This is a genomic window from Streptomyces sp. NPDC030995 (genome assembly GCF_055571215.1).
This window is the reverse complement of sequence record NZ_JBVIFS010000004.1, coordinates 143,435-159,413: the sequence shown is the minus strand read 5'-3', so window position 1 is coordinate 159,413 and position 15,979 is coordinate 143,435. Positions and strand designations below refer to the sequence as shown.

Here is a 15,979-nt window from a genome sequence, read left to right as displayed (position 1 = left end):
GGCGGGACATCGCCTGGCTGTCACCGTGCGCCCACGAGGAAACTCGCGTGTTCGCCCGAGTGGCACCGCTAAATGATCACTATCAGTGACCTTCGCCCATCGGTAGGCAGGCGGCAGCAGCCATCGACAACTCGACCTCGTTACGGTACGCGCGGCTACGCCATCCGGTCAAACCGAGCCGACGAGGCCCCACACTGTGCACAGGCTGTGGACAACGACTTGAACCGTACCCGCTGGCCTGACTACCGTTGCCTGACCCCGGATTTTTTGTCCCGACCGTCCCAAAGAACCACACATTCGTGGGACCCCTGTGAGAGAGCGTGCTCTGTGGCTGACGTACCTGCCGATCTTGCCGCAGTGTGGCCAAGGGTGCTCGAAAAGCTCCTCGGGGAGGGACAGCCGGGCATCGAGCCCAAGGACAAGCAGTGGGTCGAGCGGTGCCAGCCCCTGGCACTCGTCGCCGACACCGCACTGCTCGCCGTCCCCAACGAATGGGGCAAGCGCGTCCTCGAAGGCCGCCTCGCCCCGCTGATCAGCGACGCCCTCAGCCGCGAATGCGGCCGCCCCATCCGGATCGCCATCACCGTGGACGACTCCGCCGGCGAGCCCGCACCCCCCGCCCCGCCCGCCGGCCAGGCGGGCGCGTACGAACCGTACGGAGGCCAGCGCCCCGGCGGCGGCCCCTCCGACGACCAGCTCCCCACCGCCCGTCCCGCCTACCCGGACTACCAGCAGCCGCGCCCCGAGCCCGGCGCCTGGCCCCGCGGCGGCCAGCAGGACGACTACGGCTGGCAGCAGCCCCGCCTCGGCGGCTTCCCCGAGCGCGACCCGTACGCCTCCCCGCAGCCCGGCTACCTCCAGCAGTCCGAGCCCTCCGGCTACGACCAGGACTCTTACGAGCCGCAGAAGTACGAGCAGTCCCCGTACGAACCCCAGCAGCACCAGCAGCACCAGCCCCGCCAGTCCCATCAGTACGAGCAGCAGCAGTACGAGCAGCCCGCACCGCGCCAGGCCCCGGGCCGGCCCGCGGCGGCACCGGCCCCGTCCGGCGGCTCCCCCTCGGGCCCGCTGGAGCCCACCGCCCGGCTGAACCCCAAGTACCTCTTCGACACCTTCGTCATCGGCGCCTCCAACCGCTTCGCGCACGCCGCCGCGGTGGCCGTCGCCGAAGCGCCCGCGAAGGCCTACAACCCCCTCTTCATCTACGGGGAGTCGGGCCTCGGCAAGACGCACCTGCTGCACGCCATCGGGCACTACGCGCGGAGCCTCTACCCCGGCACCCGCGTGCGGTACGTGAGCTCCGAGGAGTTCACCAACGAGTTCATCAACTCGATCCGCGACGGCAAGGGCGACGCCTTCCGCAAGCGCTACCGCGAGATGGACATCCTGCTCGTCGACGACATCCAGTTCCTCGCGAGCAAGGAGTCGACGCAGGAGGAGTTCTTCCACACCTTCAACACGCTCCACAACGCCAACAAGCAGATCGTGCTCTCCTCCGACCGGCCGCCCAAGCAGCTCGTCACCCTGGAGGACCGGCTCCGCAACCGCTTCGAGTGGGGCCTGATCACCGACGTCCAGCCGCCCGAGCTGGAGACCCGTATCGCGATCCTGCGCAAGAAGGCCGTCCAGGAGCAGCTCAACGCCCCGCCGGAGGTACTGGAGTTCATCGCCTCCCGCATCTCGCGCAACATCCGCGAGCTGGAGGGGGCGCTGATCCGGGTCACGGCCTTCGCGAGCCTCAACCGGCAGCCGGTCGACCTGGGCCTCACCGAGGACGTCCTCAAGAACCTCATCCCGGGCGGCGAGGACAGCGCGCCCGAGATCACCGCCACCGACATCATGGCCGCCACCGCCGACTACTTCGGCCTGACCGTGGACGACCTGTGCGGCTCCTCGCGCAGCCGGGTCCTGGTCACCGCCCGGCAGATCGCCATGTACCTGTGCCGGGAGCTCACCGACCTGTCGCTGCCCAAGATCGGGGCGCAGTTCGGCGGCCGCGACCACACCACCGTGATGCACGCGGACCGCAAGATCCGCGCTCTGATGGCCGAACGGCGCTCCATCTACAACCAGGTCACGGAGCTCACCAACCGCATCAAGAACGGCTGAGGACCGCCGGCAGGCGACTGGCAGACGACCGGCCGGCGGCTGGTTCGGGCCCGCGCCAGGGCCCCTTCAAACGCATCGAGAGGGCGCTCCCGGACTACGACGGGGGCGCCCTTCTTCGTCCGCGCGCCCCTGACCTGTTCGAATACGCCCCCACGGGAGCAACTCATCCACAGATTCCGGGACTTTCTTTCCTCCACAGCCTGGGGACGGGTCACGTCGCCCACAATCTGTCCACAGGGAGGCCTGGTGAGGAACCATCAGGCCAGGTCAGCCGCCTGTGGAATTGTGCGCAAGCGCCATCCACAGCCTGTGGACAGATTTTTCGTCCACAGCTCTGTCCACGTCGTTGTCCACCGCTACCCCACAGGTTCCCGCATCCTGTGCACAGGATCCGATGACTTCTCCACACCGTTGTCCACTGTTCGGCAACGCAACACCCCCTCTCACCGTCCGGAGTGAAAGCGGTCACACGGATGTAGACGTTTGGGTTGTGGAGTACCGGGGGAAAGCTGGGGACACACCTGTGGAGTAGTCGGGGTCCCCTGGGGACAGCCTGTGCAGAAGTTTTTGTTCTCCACAGAGACACCGTGTTGTCCACCGGTGTCACCCACAGGGTCGGTGGATAAAAAACAGGGCCTGACCTGCGAGAACGGGCTTATCCACCGTTTCCACAGGCCCTACTACTACCCCCATAGAGAGTTAGGCCGGTTTCGGTTTTCAAGCAGGTCCTGTGCACAACTCGTCGATCGGCCGCCCCGACGCCTCGCTCCCGACTTGACCGCCAGCCGCACCGACTGTCGGCGCCGTACGTCAGACTGGTCCCCGGCATCGGTCGAGGCATCGACGAGCCGACGACGAAGGCCGGCAGACGAGCGAGCAACAGCAGGAGGCGGTTCCGGTGAAGATCCGGGTGGAGCGCGACGTACTCGCGGAGGCGGTGGCCTGGGCTGCCCGTAGCCTCCCGGCCCGGCCGCCGGTGCCCGTTCTCGCGGGCCTGCTGCTCAAGGCCGAGGACGGCACGCTGAGCCTCTCCGGCTTCGACTACGAGGTCTCGGCCCGCGTCTCCGTCGAGGCGGACGTCGAGGAGGACGGCACCGTCCTGGTCTCCGGCCGGCTGCTCGCCGACATCTGCCGCGCCCTCCCCAACCGCCCGGTGGAGATTTCCACAGACGGTGTACGGGCGACCGTGGTCTGCGGCTCCTCGCGATTCACACTCCACACCCTGCCTGTGGAGGAATACCCGGCGCTGCCGCAGATGCCGACCGCCACCGGCACCGTGCCCGGCGAGGTCTTCGCCTCCGCCGCCAAGCAGGTGGCCACCGCCGCCGGCCGCGACGACACGCTGCCCGTGCTGACCGGTGTCCGCATCGAGATCGAGGGCGACCGCGTCACCCTGGCCTCCACCGACCGCTACCGCTTCGCGGTCCGCGAGTTCCTGTGGAAGCCGGAGAACCCGGACGCGTCGGCCGTGGCCCTGGTGCCCGCCAAGACGCTCCAGGAGATCGCCAACTCTCTGACCAGCGGTGACACCGTGACCCTGGCGCTGTCCGGCTCCGGTGCGGGCGAAGGCCTGATCGGTTTCGAGGGCGCCGGCCGCCGCACCACCACCCGGCTGCTCGAGGGCGACCTGCCCAAGTACCGGACGCTGTTCCCGACCGAGTTCAACTCCGTCGCCGTGATCGAGACCGCGCCCTTCGTCGAGGCCGTCAAGCGCGTGGCCCTGGTCGCCGAGCGGAACACCCCGGTGCGGCTGAGCTTCGAGCAGGGCGTGCTGATCCTCGAGGCCGGCTCGTCCGACGACGCACAGGCTGTGGAGAGGGTCGACGCCCAGCTCGACGGCGACGACATCTCGATCGCCTTCAACCCGACCTTCCTGCTGGACGGCCTGAGCGCGATCGCCTCCCCGGTGGCCCAGCTGAGCTTCACCACCTCCACCAAGCCCGCGCTGCTGAGTGGCCGCCCGGCCCTCGACGCGGAGGCGGACGAGGCCTACAAGTACCTGATCATGCCGGTGCGCCTCTCCGGCTGACGCCTTCCCCACGTCGACGTCGGGCCCGGTCTCGCACGCTGCGAGGGCCGGGCCCGACGTCGTCCACAAGCCGGGGACGGCCTGGGGACAGACCCCGATGGAGCGCCATGGAGCGCCCGTGGGGCCCGGCGCCACGGCCCGGCGTAGGCTCGGATCCGGTGGGCGACGCCCGGCGCGTCCTGGAGGACAGGGCCCGGGGAGCCCCGGCAAAGACGGCCACAACGCTTAAGGAACCATCTGATGGAGCTTGGTCTCGTCGGTCTCGGCAAGATGGGCGGCAACATGCGCGAGCGCATTCGCCGCGCCGGCCACACCGTCATCGGATACGACCGCAACCCGGACCTCGCGGATGTCCACAGCCTGCAGGAGCTTGTGGACAGCCTGCAGTCCCCCCGCGTGGTGTGGGTCATGGTCCCGGCCGGTGCGGCCACCCAGTCCACCGTCGACGAGCTCGCCGAGCTGCTGTCGCCCGGTGACATCGTGGTCGACGGCGGGAACTCGCGCTGGACCGACGACGAGAAGCACGCCGGGGAGCTGGCGGCCAAGGGCATCGGCTTCGTCGACTGCGGTGTCTCCGGTGGCGTGTGGGGCCTGGAGAACGGTTACGCGCTCATGTACGGCGGCGCCGCGGAGGACGTGGCCCGCGTGCAGCCGGTCTTCGACGCGCTCAAGCCCGAGGGCGAGTTCGGCGCCGTACACGCCGGCAAGGTCGGTGCGGGCCACTTCGCGAAGATGGTCCACAACGGCATCGAGTACGCCATGATGCAGGCCTACGCCGAGGGCTGGGAGCTCCTGGAGAAGGTGGACTCGGTCACCGACGTCCGCGAGGTCTTCCGCTCCTGGCAGGAGGGGACGGTCATCCGTTCCTGGCTGCTGGACCTGGCCGTGAACGCCCTCGACGAGGACGAGCACCTGGAGCAGCTGCGCGGCTTCGCGCAGGACTCGGGCGAGGGCCGCTGGACGGTGGAGGCGGCGATCGACAACGCCGTGCCGCTGCCCGCGATCACCGCGTCGCTGTTCGCGCGGTTCGCCTCGCGCCAGGACGACTCCCCGCAGATGAAGATGATCGCCGCGCTGCGCAATCAGTTCGGCGGCCACGCGGTCGAGAAGAAGTAGCCGACCGGCAGTCGTCGACCCGTAGCGGTCGGCGAGAAGCACAGCACCACAGCGAGCAGTTGGAAGCCGGGGGAGGTCGGCGCCGTATGCATGTTTCGCATCTCTCATTGGCCGACTTCCGCTCGTACGCCCGGGCCGAGGTTCCCCTCGACCCGGGCGTCACCGCTTTCGTGGGCCCCAACGGCCAGGGGAAGACCAACCTGGTCGAGGCGATCGGCTACCTGGCGACGCTGGGCAGCCACCGGGTCTCCTCGGACGCTCCGCTCGTACGGATGGGGGCGGACCGGGCGATCATCCGCGCCGCCGTCACCCAGGGCGAGCGGCAGCAGCTGGTGGAGCTGGAGCTGAATCCGGGGCGGGCGAACCGGGCCCGGATCAACCGGTCCTCGCAGGTCAGGCCGCGGGACGTGCTGGGGATCGTACGGACGGTGCTGTTCGCGCCGGAGGACCTGGCCCTGGTGAAGGGCGATCCGGGGGAGCGGCGGCGGTTCCTGGACGAGCTGGTGACGGCGCGCTCCCCGCGGATGGCGGCGGTCCGTTCCGACTACGAGCGGGTGCTCAAGCAGCGCAACACCCTGCTGAAGTCGGCGGCGATGGCGCGCCGGCACGGCGGTCGCTCGATGGACCTGTCCACCCTCGACGTGTGGGACCAGCACCTCGCGCGCGTGGGTGCGGAGCTGCTGGCGCAGCGTCTGGACCTGATCGCGACGCTGCTGCCGCTGGCGGACAAGGCGTACGAGCAGCTCGCGCCGGGCGGTGGCCCGCTGGGGCTGGCGTACAAGTCCTCCGCGGGCGAGGCGGTGGACAGTGGTGCGGCGCGGACGCGTGAGGCGCTGTACGAGGTGCTGCTGGCGGCGTTGGCCGAGGTGCGCAAGCAGGAGATCGAGCGCGGTGTGACCCTGGTGGGTCCGCACCGCGACGACGTGCTGCTGCGGCTGGGGGAGCTGCCGGCGAAGGGGTACGCGAGTCACGGGGAGTCGTGGTCGTACGCGCTGGCGCTGCGGCTGGCCTCGTACGAGCTGTTGCGCTCGGAGGGCAGTGAGCCGGTGCTGATCCTGGACGACGTGTTCGCGGAGCTGGACGTGCGGCGGCGGGAGCGGCTGGCGGAGCTGGTGGCTCCCGGTGAGCAGGTGCTGGTGACGGCGGCGGTGGACGACGACGTTCCGGGGGTGCTGGCGGGTACGCGGTTCGGGGTGTCCGGTGGTGAGGTGACCCGGCTGTGAGCGAACAGGGCAAGGACCCGCAGGAGGGTCGTAAGGCTCCGGAGGTCTCCGGGGTGGATCTGGCGCGGCAGGCCCTCGCCGCGGCGCGGGAGCAGGCGCGGGCCCGGGGGAACGCGGCGGGCGGGAAGAAGCGTCACCAGGGTCCCGGGCTGCGGTCGGGTGCGCGTGCGGACGGACGGGACCCGATGCCGTTGATGGCGGCGCTGGACCGGTTGCGCACGGAGCGCGGCTGGGAGATGCCGATGGCGGTGGCGGGTGTGATGGAGCGCTGGCCGGAGATCGTGGGGCCGGAGATCGCGGCGCACTGTGAACCGGAGCGGTACGAGGACCGTGAACTGGTCGTGCGGTGCGATTCCTCGGCGTGGGCGGCGCAGCTGAAGTTGTTGGCTCCGCAGTTGGTGGCCCGGCTGAACGCGGACCTGGGGCAGGGCACCGTGCGGATGATCATGGTGCGGGGGCCCGGGGGGCGGCCGAAGGGGTACGGGCCGTGGCGTGCGCCGGGCAGTAAGGGGCCCGGGGACACATACGGGTGACCGTGCGGGGGCGGGAGCCCTGCGGCGCCGTTGCCGGGGCGCTGCCCCGGACCCCGCGCCTCGAACGCCGGCGGGGCTGGAGTTGCCCGAGGGGTTGGAGTTGCCCGCGGGGCCGGATTCGGGTGGTGTCCCTCACGGTAGTGGGAGGTTGACAGGCCGAAGCGCTGGATGCCCGTGTGAGCCTCTTTGAGCCCCGTCCCGGATGTGGGGAGTCGGAGAGAGGAGGTTCAGGGCGGCACATGAGGACTCAGGTACCGGCAAACCCCCATTCATGTCGGTGGTACCGGTAGACTGGAGCAAATCCCGCCCGCTTGCGGGATCCCGCTGACAAACGCTGACAACGCAGATCGACGCAGCCGCTCCTGCTTGCATGCCTGCTGGCCCGGAGTTCGGCCTGTGCTGTGCCAGAAAGGGCGCTTCGTGGCCGATTCCGGCAACCCCAACGACAAGAACGAGTCCACCGCCGACGGCGAGGCCGCAGAGGCAGGTGGGTCTTCGTATACCGGCAGCAACATTCAGGTCCTGGAGGGCCTGGACGCGGTCCGCAAGCGGCCCGGCATGTACATCGGCTCCACGGGCGAGCGCGGCCTGCACCACCTCGTTTACGAGGTCGTGGACAACTCGGTCGACGAGGCCCTGGCCGGGCACGCGGACACCATCGACGTGACGATCCTCGCGGACGGGGGTGTCAAGGTCGTCGACAACGGTCGTGGCATCCCGGTCGACATCGTGCCGTCCGAGGGCAAGCCGGCCGTCGAGGTCGTCCTGACCGTCCTGCACGCGGGCGGCAAGTTCGGCGGCGGCGGTTACGCCGTCTCCGGTGGTCTGCACGGCGTCGGCGTGTCCGTCGTGAACGCCCTGTCGACAAGGGTCGCGGTCGAGGTCCGGCGTGACGGCTACCGCTGGACGCAGGACTACAAGCTCGGTGCTCCGACCGCCGCTCTGGCGAAGAACGAGGAGACCGACGCGACCGGTACGTCGGTCACGTTCTGGGCCGACGGCGACATCTTCGAGACGACCGAGTACTCCTTCGAGACGCTGTCGCGGCGGTTCCAGGAGATGGCCTTCCTGAACAAGGGCCTGACCCTGTCGCTGACGGACGAGCGCGAGTCGGCGAAGGCGACCGCGGGCGCGGACGACCCGGACGCGGACACGGCCGAGCCGCAGGCGCGCACGGTGAAGTACTACTACGAGGGCGGCATCGTCGACTTCGTGAAGTACCTGAACTCGCGCAAGGGTGAGCTCATCCACCCGACCGTCATCGACGTCGAGGCCGAGGACAAGGAGCGCATGCTCTCGGTCGAGATCGCGATGCAGTGGAACTCGCAGTACACGGAGGGTGTGTACTCCTTCGCGAACACGATCCACACGCATGAGGGCGGTACGCACGAGGAGGGCTTCCGTGCGGCACTGACGGGTCTGGTCAACCGTTACGCGCGCGAGAAGAAGCTGCTGCGCGAGAAGGACGACAACCTCGCCGGCGAGGACGTCCGCGAGGGTCTGACGGCGATCATCTCGGTGAAGCTGGGCGAGCCGCAGTTCGAGGGCCAGACGAAGACCAAGCTGGGCAACACGGAGGCGAAGACCTTCGTGCAGAAGGTCGTGCACGAGCACCTCAACGACTGGTTCGACCGGAACCCGGTCGAGGCCGCGGACATCATCCGCAAGTCGATCCAGGCGGCCACGGCGCGCGTCGCGGCCCGCAAGGCCCGTGACCTGACCCGTCGCAAGGGTCTGCTGGAGTCGGCCTCGCTGCCGGGCAAGCTGTCGGACTGCCAGTCGAACGACCCGACGAAGTGCGAGATCTTCATCGTCGAGGGTGACTCGGCCGGTGGTTCCGCGAAGTCCGGCCGCAACCCGATGTACCAGGCCATCCTGCCGATCCGCGGCAAGATCCTGAACGTCGAGAAGGCCCGTATCGACAAGATCCTCCAGAACACCGAGGTCCAGGCGCTGATCAGTGCCTTCGGTACCGGTGTGCACGAGGACTTCGACATCGAGAAGCTCCGCTATCACAAGATCATCCTGATGGCGGACGCCGACGTCGACGGCCAGCACATCAACACCCTGCTGCTGACCTTCCTCTTCCGCTTCATGCGTCCGCTGGTCGAGGCGGGTCACGTGTACCTGTCCCGTCCGCCGCTCTACAAGATCAAGTGGGGCCGGGACGACTTCGAGTACGCGTACTCGGACCGCGAGCGCGACGCGCTGGTGGAGCTCGGCAAGCAGAACGGCAAGCGGATCAAGGAAGACTCGATCCAGCGCTTCAAGGGTCTGGGCGAGATGAACGCCGAGGAGCTGCGCGTCACCACGATGGACGTGGACCACCGTGTCCTCGGCCAGGTCACGCTGGACGACGCGGCGCAGGCCGACGACCTGTTCTCGGTGCTGATGGGTGAGGACGTCGAGGCGCGGCGCTCCTTCATCCAGCGCAACGCCAAGGACGTTCGGTTCCTCGACATCTGAGTCGGCTCTGCTGACCGCCGCCTGAAAGGACTTCTGACCAGCAATGGCCGACGAAACCACCCCTACCGCAGAGAACTCCGCGGAGGAGCAGCCCGTGATGCGCATCGAGCCCGTCGGGCTCGAGACGGAGATGCAGCGCTCCTACCTCGACTACGCGATGTCCGTCATCGTCTCGCGCGCCCTGCCGGACGTGCGCGACGGCCTCAAGCCGGTGCACCGCCGTGTGCTGTACGCGATGTACGACGGCGGCTACCGGCCCGAGAAGGGCTTCTACAAGTGCGCCCGTGTCGTCGGTGACGTCATGGGTACGTACCACCCGCACGGTGACAGCTCGATCTACGACGCCCTGGTCCGCCTGGCGCAGCCGTGGTCGATGCGCATGCCGCTGGTGGACTCGAACGGCAACTTCGGTTCTCCGGGCAACGACCCGGCGGCCGCGATGCGCTACACCGAGTGCAAGCTGATGCCGCAGGCCATGGAGATGCTCCGGGACATCGACGAGGAGACCGTCGACTTCCAGGACAACTACGACGGCCGCAACCAGGAGCCGACGGTCCTGCCGGCGCGCTTCCCGAACCTGCTGGTCAACGGCAGTGCCGGTATCGCGGTCGGTATGGCGACGAACATCCCGCCGCACAACCTGCGCGAGGTCGCGGCCGGTGCGCAGTGGGCGCTGGAGCACCCGGAGGCCTCGCACGAGGAGCTCCAGGACGCGCTCATCGAGCGGATCAAGGGTCCTGACTTCCCGTCGGGTGCCCTGGTGGTGGGCCGCAAGGGCATCGAGGAGGCGTACCGGACCGGTCGCGGCTCCATCACGATGCGCGCGGTGGTGGAGGTCGAGGAGATCCAGAACCGCCAGTGCCTGGTGGTCACGGAGCTTCCGTACCAGACCAACCCCGACAACCTCGCGCAGAAGATCGCGGACCTGGTGAAGGACGGCAAGGTCGGCGGCATCGCCGACGTGCGTGACGAGACCTCGTCGCGGACCGGCCAGCGCCTGGTGATCGTCCTGAAGCGGGACGCCGTCGCGAAGGTCGTGCTGAACAACCTCTACAAGCACACCGATCTGCAGACGAACTTCGGCGCGAACATGCTGGCGCTGGTGGACGGCGTGCCGCGCACGCTGTCGATCGACGCCTTCATCCGCCACTGGGTGACGCACCAGATCGAGGTCATCGTCCGACGCACGAAGTTCCGCCTGCGCAAGGCGGAGGAGCGCGCGCACATCCTGCGCGGTCTGCTCAAGGCGCTGGACGCGATCGACGAGGTCATCGCGCTGATCCGGCGCAGCAACACGGTCGAGATCGCGCGCGAGGGCCTGATGGGCCTGCTGGAGATCGACGAGATCCAGGCGAACGCGATCCTGGAGATGCAGCTGCGCCGCCTGGCGGCGCTGGAGCGGCAGAAGATCGTCGCCGAGCACGACGAGCTCCAGGCGAAGATCAACGAGTACAACGCGATCCTGGCCTCGGAGGAGCGTCAGCGTTCCATCGTGAGTGAGGAACTGGCGGCGATCGTCGAGAAGTTCGGCGACGACCGGCGTTCCAAGCTGGTGCCCTTCGACGGTGACATGTCCATCGAGGACCTGATCGCCGAAGAGGACATCGTCGTCACGATCACGCACGGCGGTTACGTCAAGCGCACCAAAACCGAGGACTACCGCTCGCAGAAGCGCGGCGGCAAGGGCGTGCGCGGTACGAAGCTGAAGCAGGACGACCTGGTCGACCACTTCTTCGTGTCCACCACGCACCACTGGCTGCTGTTCTTCACGAACAAGGGCCGGGTCTACCGGTCCAAGGCGTACGAGCTTCCGGACGCCGGGCGTGACGCGCGCGGGCAGCACGTGGCGAACCTGCTGGCCTTCCAGCCGGACGAGAAGATCGCTCAGATCCTCGCGATCCGCGACTACGAGGCGGCGCCCTACCTGATCCTGGCCACCAAGGGCGGCCTGGTGAAGAAGACGGCGCTCAAGGACTACGACTCGCCCCGTTCGGGTGGTGTCATCGCGATCAACCTCCGGGAGACGGAGGACGGCAGCGATGACGAGCTGATCGGCGCTGAGCTGGTGTCCGCGGACGACGACTTGCTGCTGATCAGCAAGAAGGCGCAGTCGATCCGCTTCACGGCGACCGACGACGCGCTGCGTCCGATGGGCCGTGCGACCTCGGGTGTGAAGGGCATGAGTTTCCGCGAAGGAGACGAACTGCTCTCCATGAGCGTGGTCCGGCCCGGTACGTTCGTCTTCACCGCGACCGACGGCGGCTACGCCAAGCGGACGCCGGTCGACGAGTACCGCGTCCAGGGTCGTGGTGGTCTGGGCATCAAGGCCGCGAAGATCGTGGAGGACCGCGGATCACTGGTCGGGGCCTTGGTCGTGGACGAAACGGATGAGATCCTCGCCATCACGCTCGGCGGTGGTGTGATCCGTACGCGCGTCAACGAAGTCAGGGAGACCGGCCGTGACACCATGGGCGTTCAGCTGATCAACCTGGGCAAGCGCGATGCCGTGGTGGGCATCGCACGCAATGCCGAGGCCGGTCAGGAAGCTGATGAGGTCGAGGTCGACGAGAACGAGACCGAGGCGGGCGAGGGACAGGCCGCCGAGGCAGCCGCCGAGGGCACTGAGCCTTCGGCCGGGGAGCACGAGGAGTAAGTCGTGAGTGGAGCCACGGGCGCCGGACCGGCCAAGACTGGAGAGGACGGTGCCCGTGGCCCTGCCGCGGACTCCCAGGGGGGAACCGTGACGGACACCCGAGGACCGCAGCCGCCGGCCGGTGCGGTACCCGCAGAGCCGCCGTACCAGCCGCCGCAGGCCTACGCGGCGCCCTCGGGCCCGGGTGCGCCGCGGGGCACCAAGGGCGCCGCCGGGCAGCGCATGCCGCGTCCTGGGGTCCGTACGGCCCCCAGGACGCGCAAGGCGCGGCTGCGGGTGGCCAAGGCCGACCCGTGGTCGGTGATGAAGGTCAGCTTCCTGCTGTCGATCGCGCTGGGCATCTGCACGATCGTGGCGGCGGTGGTGCTGTGGATGGTCATGGACGCGATGGGCGTCTTCTCGACCGTCGGCGGCACGATCAGCGAGGCGACCGGCTCGAACGAGAGCAACGGCTTCGACCTCCAGTCGTTCCTGTCGCTGCCGCGCGTGCTGATCTTCACGTCGGTGATCGCGGTGATCGACGTGGTGCTGGCGACGGCGCTGGCGACGCTGGGCGCGTTCATCTACAACCTGTCGGCGGGCTTCGTCGGCGGTGTGGAGCTGACGCTCGCCGAGGACGAGTGACCTGCTGATTGACCTGCGGGGACGCCCGCGGGCACCGTTCATTGGGGCTTCGCCCCGGGGGATTTTGGCTGGACCCGCTCTGTGCGCTAATCTTCAGGAGTCAGCGCGCAGCGCGGATGGGGCTATAGCTCAGTTGGTTAGAGCGCATCCCTGATAAGGATGAGGCCACAGGTTCAAATCCTGTTAGCCCCACAGTGTCGAAGACCCCCAGGCCCCAGGCCTGGGGGTCTTTGTCGTTGGGCCAGTTGGTGGGCCGACAGGTCACCGATCGGTATCGGTCCGTGTGTATTGTTGGGCTTCAGAAGTCCCCTACGTCAACGAAAGACGAGGTCGCGCGGTGAAGAAGCTGCTCCTGGTCGCACTGGCCGCCATCGGCGGGCTCCTCGTGTACCGCCAGATCCAGGCGGACCGCGCCGAGCAGGACCTGTGGACGGAGGCAACTGACTCCGTGCCCTCTGGTTCCGGTGTGTGAGACCCAAGGCTGATCTCATGAAGCCCCGGCTGCCGCTGCGGCCGGGGCTTTGTGCTGTTCTGTGACGAAAACTTCCGTTATGCAAAGATTTGGCTTGCGCTAGCAAACTCGGGGTGGGCGTGATGGGTCGGATACGGGCGACGGCGTGGGCGGCGGCCCTGGGGCTGGTCGGGGCGGGTCTGCCGGGAATCGCGTACGCCGAGGGGACGGCGCCCCAGCCCGCGGCGACGTACCGGGCGGCCGACGGCGCGAAGCCGGTCGCGGGCAAGCCCTCCACGGCGGACGCCCCGCTGGTGGAGGCCGGCAGCACCTACGCGGACACCCTCGGCCCCGGGGAGCGCTTCTACCGGCTCGTCCTGGAGAAGGACCAGTCCTACGTGTACGTCTCCGCCGTGGTGCGGCCCGGAGCGGGGGCCAAGGTCACCGGCAGCGACGGCATCGAGGTGGAGATCATGACCACCGCGGGCCGCTCCTGCCCCGGCAGCACCGGCCGCGCGTCCTTCGGCTACGACCCGGTGCCCATCAGCGCGGTGGGCGTGCGCAGCGGCGTGGAGGACGACGACTGCGCGCCGGGCGGCCCCTACTACGCGAAGGTCACGCGCACCTCGGCCAAGGGTTCCGACCAGAGCCCCTGGCCGCTCGAACTCCGCGTCCAGCGCGAGCCCGGCCGGGCTGCGGCGGGCCCCACGGCCGCGCCCGGCACCTGGCCCTCGGGAGCGCCGACCCTGCCCGGTACGGAGCCGGTGGCCCGGACCGGTGGCACGGGCTTCAACGACGCCCGGGCGGTGCGCGGCGGGGTCTGGCGCGACGACCTGCGGCCCGGGCAGACCCGCTGGTACCGGGTGCCGCTGGACTGGGGCCAGCAGCTGGGCGTCGGCGCGGAGTTGGCCGCGGCCACGCTGACCAAGCCGTCCGGCTCGGCGTCCAACGGGATCACCGTGTCGCTCTACAGCCCCTACCGGGGCCTGGTCTCGTACAAGGACGCCTCCTACGACGGCAAGCAGGCGGGGGTCACGCTGGAGAAGACCCCGCCGGTGTTCTACGAGAACCGTTTCGCCCATGACAAGGACGTGGAGCACGCCGCGATCGCCGGCTGGTACTACGTCGCGGTGACGATGGGCGCGAGGGTCGCCGATTTCACCGCGGAGGCGACCCCGGTACCGCTGACGCTGCGCCTGGACGTCACCGGCGCCCCGGCCAAGGCTCCCGCGTACAAGGAGGCCTTGGCCGCGGGCGGGTTCGGGATCGGGGCCGAGGACCGGACCGCCGCCGAGGAGGGGCTCACGGCCCCGGAGGCCGCCGACGCCGCGGAGAAGGCCTCGGTGATGCGGGTCGTGGCGGGCGCCGGCTTCGGCACCGGGACGCTGCTGCTGCTCGTGCTGGGCGGCTGGACCCTGCTCGGGCGGCGGCGGGGGCGAGGCGCTACAGCTGGGTGAGGGCCCAGACGCCGACCGCGAAGCAGAGCAGCGCGGCGGTGAGGAGCGCGGCCACGGCCTTGGGCGGGGGCGGGGCGATCTTGGCGCTCACCTCGGCCGGCGGGGCGGCGGGAGAGACCGGGGCCGGCACCGGGCCCGGTACCGGGCTCGGTGGCGGCAGGTGGAAACTCCCCGTCTCCGAGGGGCCGTACGCCGGCACCTGCGCCGGGACGGCCGGGTACGGGGACGTGGGAGGCGACGTGGCGGCCGTCGGGGCGGCCGTCGTGGCGGTGCCGCGCGGGTCGGTGCGGGCGGGCTCCGCGGCCACCGTCACGGAGGCGGATCCGCCCGGCGGGACCGCGGCGGCCGCGGGCGCCTGCGGGCCCGCCGCGGCCGGGGTCACCGGGCCCCCGGGGCCGAAACCGGGCGGCAGCGGGCCGAGTTGGTCGAACACCTCCACCGGATCCTCGTCCGGGGCGGGCGGCGCCAGCAGCTCCACGGCCTCGGCAAGGGCCTTGCGCGCCCCTGTGGCCGTCTTGAACCGGCCCTGGGGGTCCGGCTGCAGGAGACCGGAGATGACGCCCCAGAGTGGCGCGGGAACGCCTTGCGGGGGGCCGGGCGTTCCGTGGGCGAGGAAGTGCTCCACCAGGGCCTGGGAATCGGGCTTGCTGCCCTGGAGGAGGTAGAGGGCGACCAGCCCGACGGCGAAGAGGTCGGCGGGGAAGTCGGGCTCAGCGCCCAGTAGTTGTTCGGGGGCGAAATAACCGGGCGTGCCGACCACGTAGTCGGTCTCGGTCAGCCGGGGCTCGCCCTTGCGCATGGAGATGCCGAAGTCGGACAGCCGCAGGTGCGGCCGCCCGGTTCCGGTGGCCTCCATGAGGATGTTGGCCGGTTTGATGTCGCGGTGCACCACGCCCTCCGCATGCACCGCCGCCAGACCCGACAGGAGCTGGTCGAGCAGCGTGCACACGAAACGGGGCGGCAGGGGCCCGTAGTCCCCGATCACGTGGGCGAGGGAGCCGCCGCCGACCAGGTCCATGGTGAAGAGGACCTTGTCGTCGTCGGCCGCCCAGCTGGCGGGGGCCAGTACGTGCGGGTGATCGATCCGCAGGGCCTGCTCGCGCACGAACCGCAGGAGCGTGTGGGCGTCGCTCTGCAGCAGGACCTTCGCGGCGACGTAGCGGCGACGGCGGTGGTCCCAGGCACGCCATACGGCACCCGCGCCCCCGCGCCCGATCGGATCGATCAGCTCGTACCGGCCGGCGAAGACCTCACCCATCGCTGCGCCCGTCCCCCGTCACCCGTCGTCCGCCCTCGTGCGTGCCTCGTGCGTGCCTCG

General features: G+C 69.6%; 11 protein-coding genes and 1 tRNA gene. 11 read left to right on the top strand and 1 reads right to left on the bottom strand.

Going from position 1 to position 15,979, the window contains the following annotated elements:
* Positions 1-327 precede the first annotated feature (327 nt).
* From dnaA to ACZ45T_RS09105, 11 genes are all read left to right on the top strand, one after another.
* Positions 328-2,109: a chromosomal replication initiator protein DnaA gene (gene dnaA, locus ACZ45T_RS09155; RefSeq protein ID WP_468439035.1), complete on the top strand. Its 1,782-nt coding sequence runs from the start codon at positions 328-330 to the stop codon at positions 2,107-2,109.
* Positions 2,110-3,007: 898 nt separating this feature from the next.
* The gene (gene dnaN, locus ACZ45T_RS09150; RefSeq protein WP_319721180.1) at positions 3,008-4,138 is read left to right on the top strand and encodes a DNA polymerase III subunit beta; all 1,131 of its coding nucleotides are present in this window, start codon (positions 3,008-3,010) and stop codon (positions 4,136-4,138) included.
* 240 nt (positions 4,139-4,378) lie between these two features.
* Positions 4,379-5,254 carry a phosphogluconate dehydrogenase (NAD(+)-dependent, decarboxylating) gene (gnd, locus tag ACZ45T_RS09145; RefSeq protein WP_468439032.1) on the top strand — a complete coding sequence of 292 codons (876 nt, stop codon included), beginning with the start codon at positions 4,379-4,381 and terminating at the stop codon, positions 5,252-5,254.
* A gap of 86 nt (positions 5,255-5,340) precedes the next feature.
* Positions 5,341-6,477 (top strand): DNA replication/repair protein RecF, encoded by a 1,137-nt coding sequence (gene recF / locus ACZ45T_RS09140; RefSeq protein WP_468439029.1) that lies wholly within the window; start codon positions 5,341-5,343, stop codon positions 6,475-6,477.
* Positions 6,474-7,010, top strand: a complete 537-nt coding sequence (locus ACZ45T_RS09135; RefSeq protein ID WP_468439027.1) for a DciA family protein — start codon at positions 6,474-6,476, stop codon at positions 7,008-7,010. The genes recF and ACZ45T_RS09135 overlap by 4 nt, the downstream gene beginning before the upstream one ends.
* Positions 7,011-7,406: 396 nt before the next feature.
* Positions 7,407-9,476: a DNA topoisomerase (ATP-hydrolyzing) subunit B gene (gene gyrB / locus ACZ45T_RS09130; RefSeq protein ID WP_468439025.1), complete on the top strand. Its 2,070-nt coding sequence runs from the start codon at positions 7,407-7,409 to the stop codon at positions 9,474-9,476.
* A gap of 43 nt (positions 9,477-9,519) precedes the next feature.
* On the top strand, positions 9,520-12,129 hold the full coding sequence (gene gyrA, locus ACZ45T_RS09125; RefSeq protein WP_468439023.1) for a DNA gyrase subunit A: 2,610 nt from the start codon (positions 9,520-9,522) through the stop codon (positions 12,127-12,129).
* A gap of 3 nt (positions 12,130-12,132) precedes the next feature.
* Entirely contained in the window at positions 12,133-12,753 is a 621-nt protein-coding gene (locus tag ACZ45T_RS09120; protein ID WP_468439021.1) for a DUF3566 domain-containing protein, read from the top strand.
* Positions 12,754-12,871: 118 nt separating this feature from the next.
* Positions 12,872-12,945 (top strand) — tRNA-Ile (locus ACZ45T_RS09115).
* 145 nt (positions 12,946-13,090) lie between these two features.
* A complete protein-coding gene (locus tag ACZ45T_RS09110; protein ID WP_208809277.1) occupies positions 13,091-13,225 on the top strand; it encodes a DLW-39 family protein in 135 nt (44 codons plus the stop codon).
* 122 nt (positions 13,226-13,347) lie between these two features.
* Complete coding sequence (locus ACZ45T_RS09105; RefSeq protein WP_468439019.1) at positions 13,348-14,661, top strand: hypothetical protein; 1,314 nt, start codon at positions 13,348-13,350, stop codon at positions 14,659-14,661.
* Here the strand turns inward: ACZ45T_RS09105 and ACZ45T_RS09100 are convergent.
* Positions 14,648-15,919, bottom strand: coding sequence for a serine/threonine-protein kinase (locus tag ACZ45T_RS09100; RefSeq protein WP_468439018.1), 1,272 nt, complete (start codon positions 15,917-15,919; stop codon positions 14,648-14,650). The two genes, ACZ45T_RS09105 and ACZ45T_RS09100, sit on opposite strands and share 14 nt — an antisense overlap.
* Positions 15,920-15,979: the final 60 nt, after the last annotated feature.

Bases quoted from the DNA above. Each gene is read 5' to 3' on its own strand.
- gnd (WP_468439032.1), top strand. From the start codon at position 4,379: ATGGAGCTTGGTCTCGTCGGTCTCGGCAAGATGGGCGGCAACATGCGC.
- recF (WP_468439029.1), top strand. From the start codon at position 5,341: ATGCATGTTTCGCATCTCTCATTGGCCGACTTCCGCTCGTACGCCCGG.
- gyrA (WP_468439023.1), top strand. From the start codon at position 9,520: ATGGCCGACGAAACCACCCCTACCGCAGAGAACTCCGCGGAGGAGCAG.
- ACZ45T_RS09105 (WP_468439019.1), top strand. From the start codon at position 13,348: ATGGGTCGGATACGGGCGACGGCGTGGGCGGCGGCCCTGGGGCTGGTC.
- ACZ45T_RS09100 (WP_468439018.1), bottom strand. From the start codon at position 15,919: ATGGGTGAGGTCTTCGCCGGCCGGTACGAGCTGATCGATCCGATCGGG.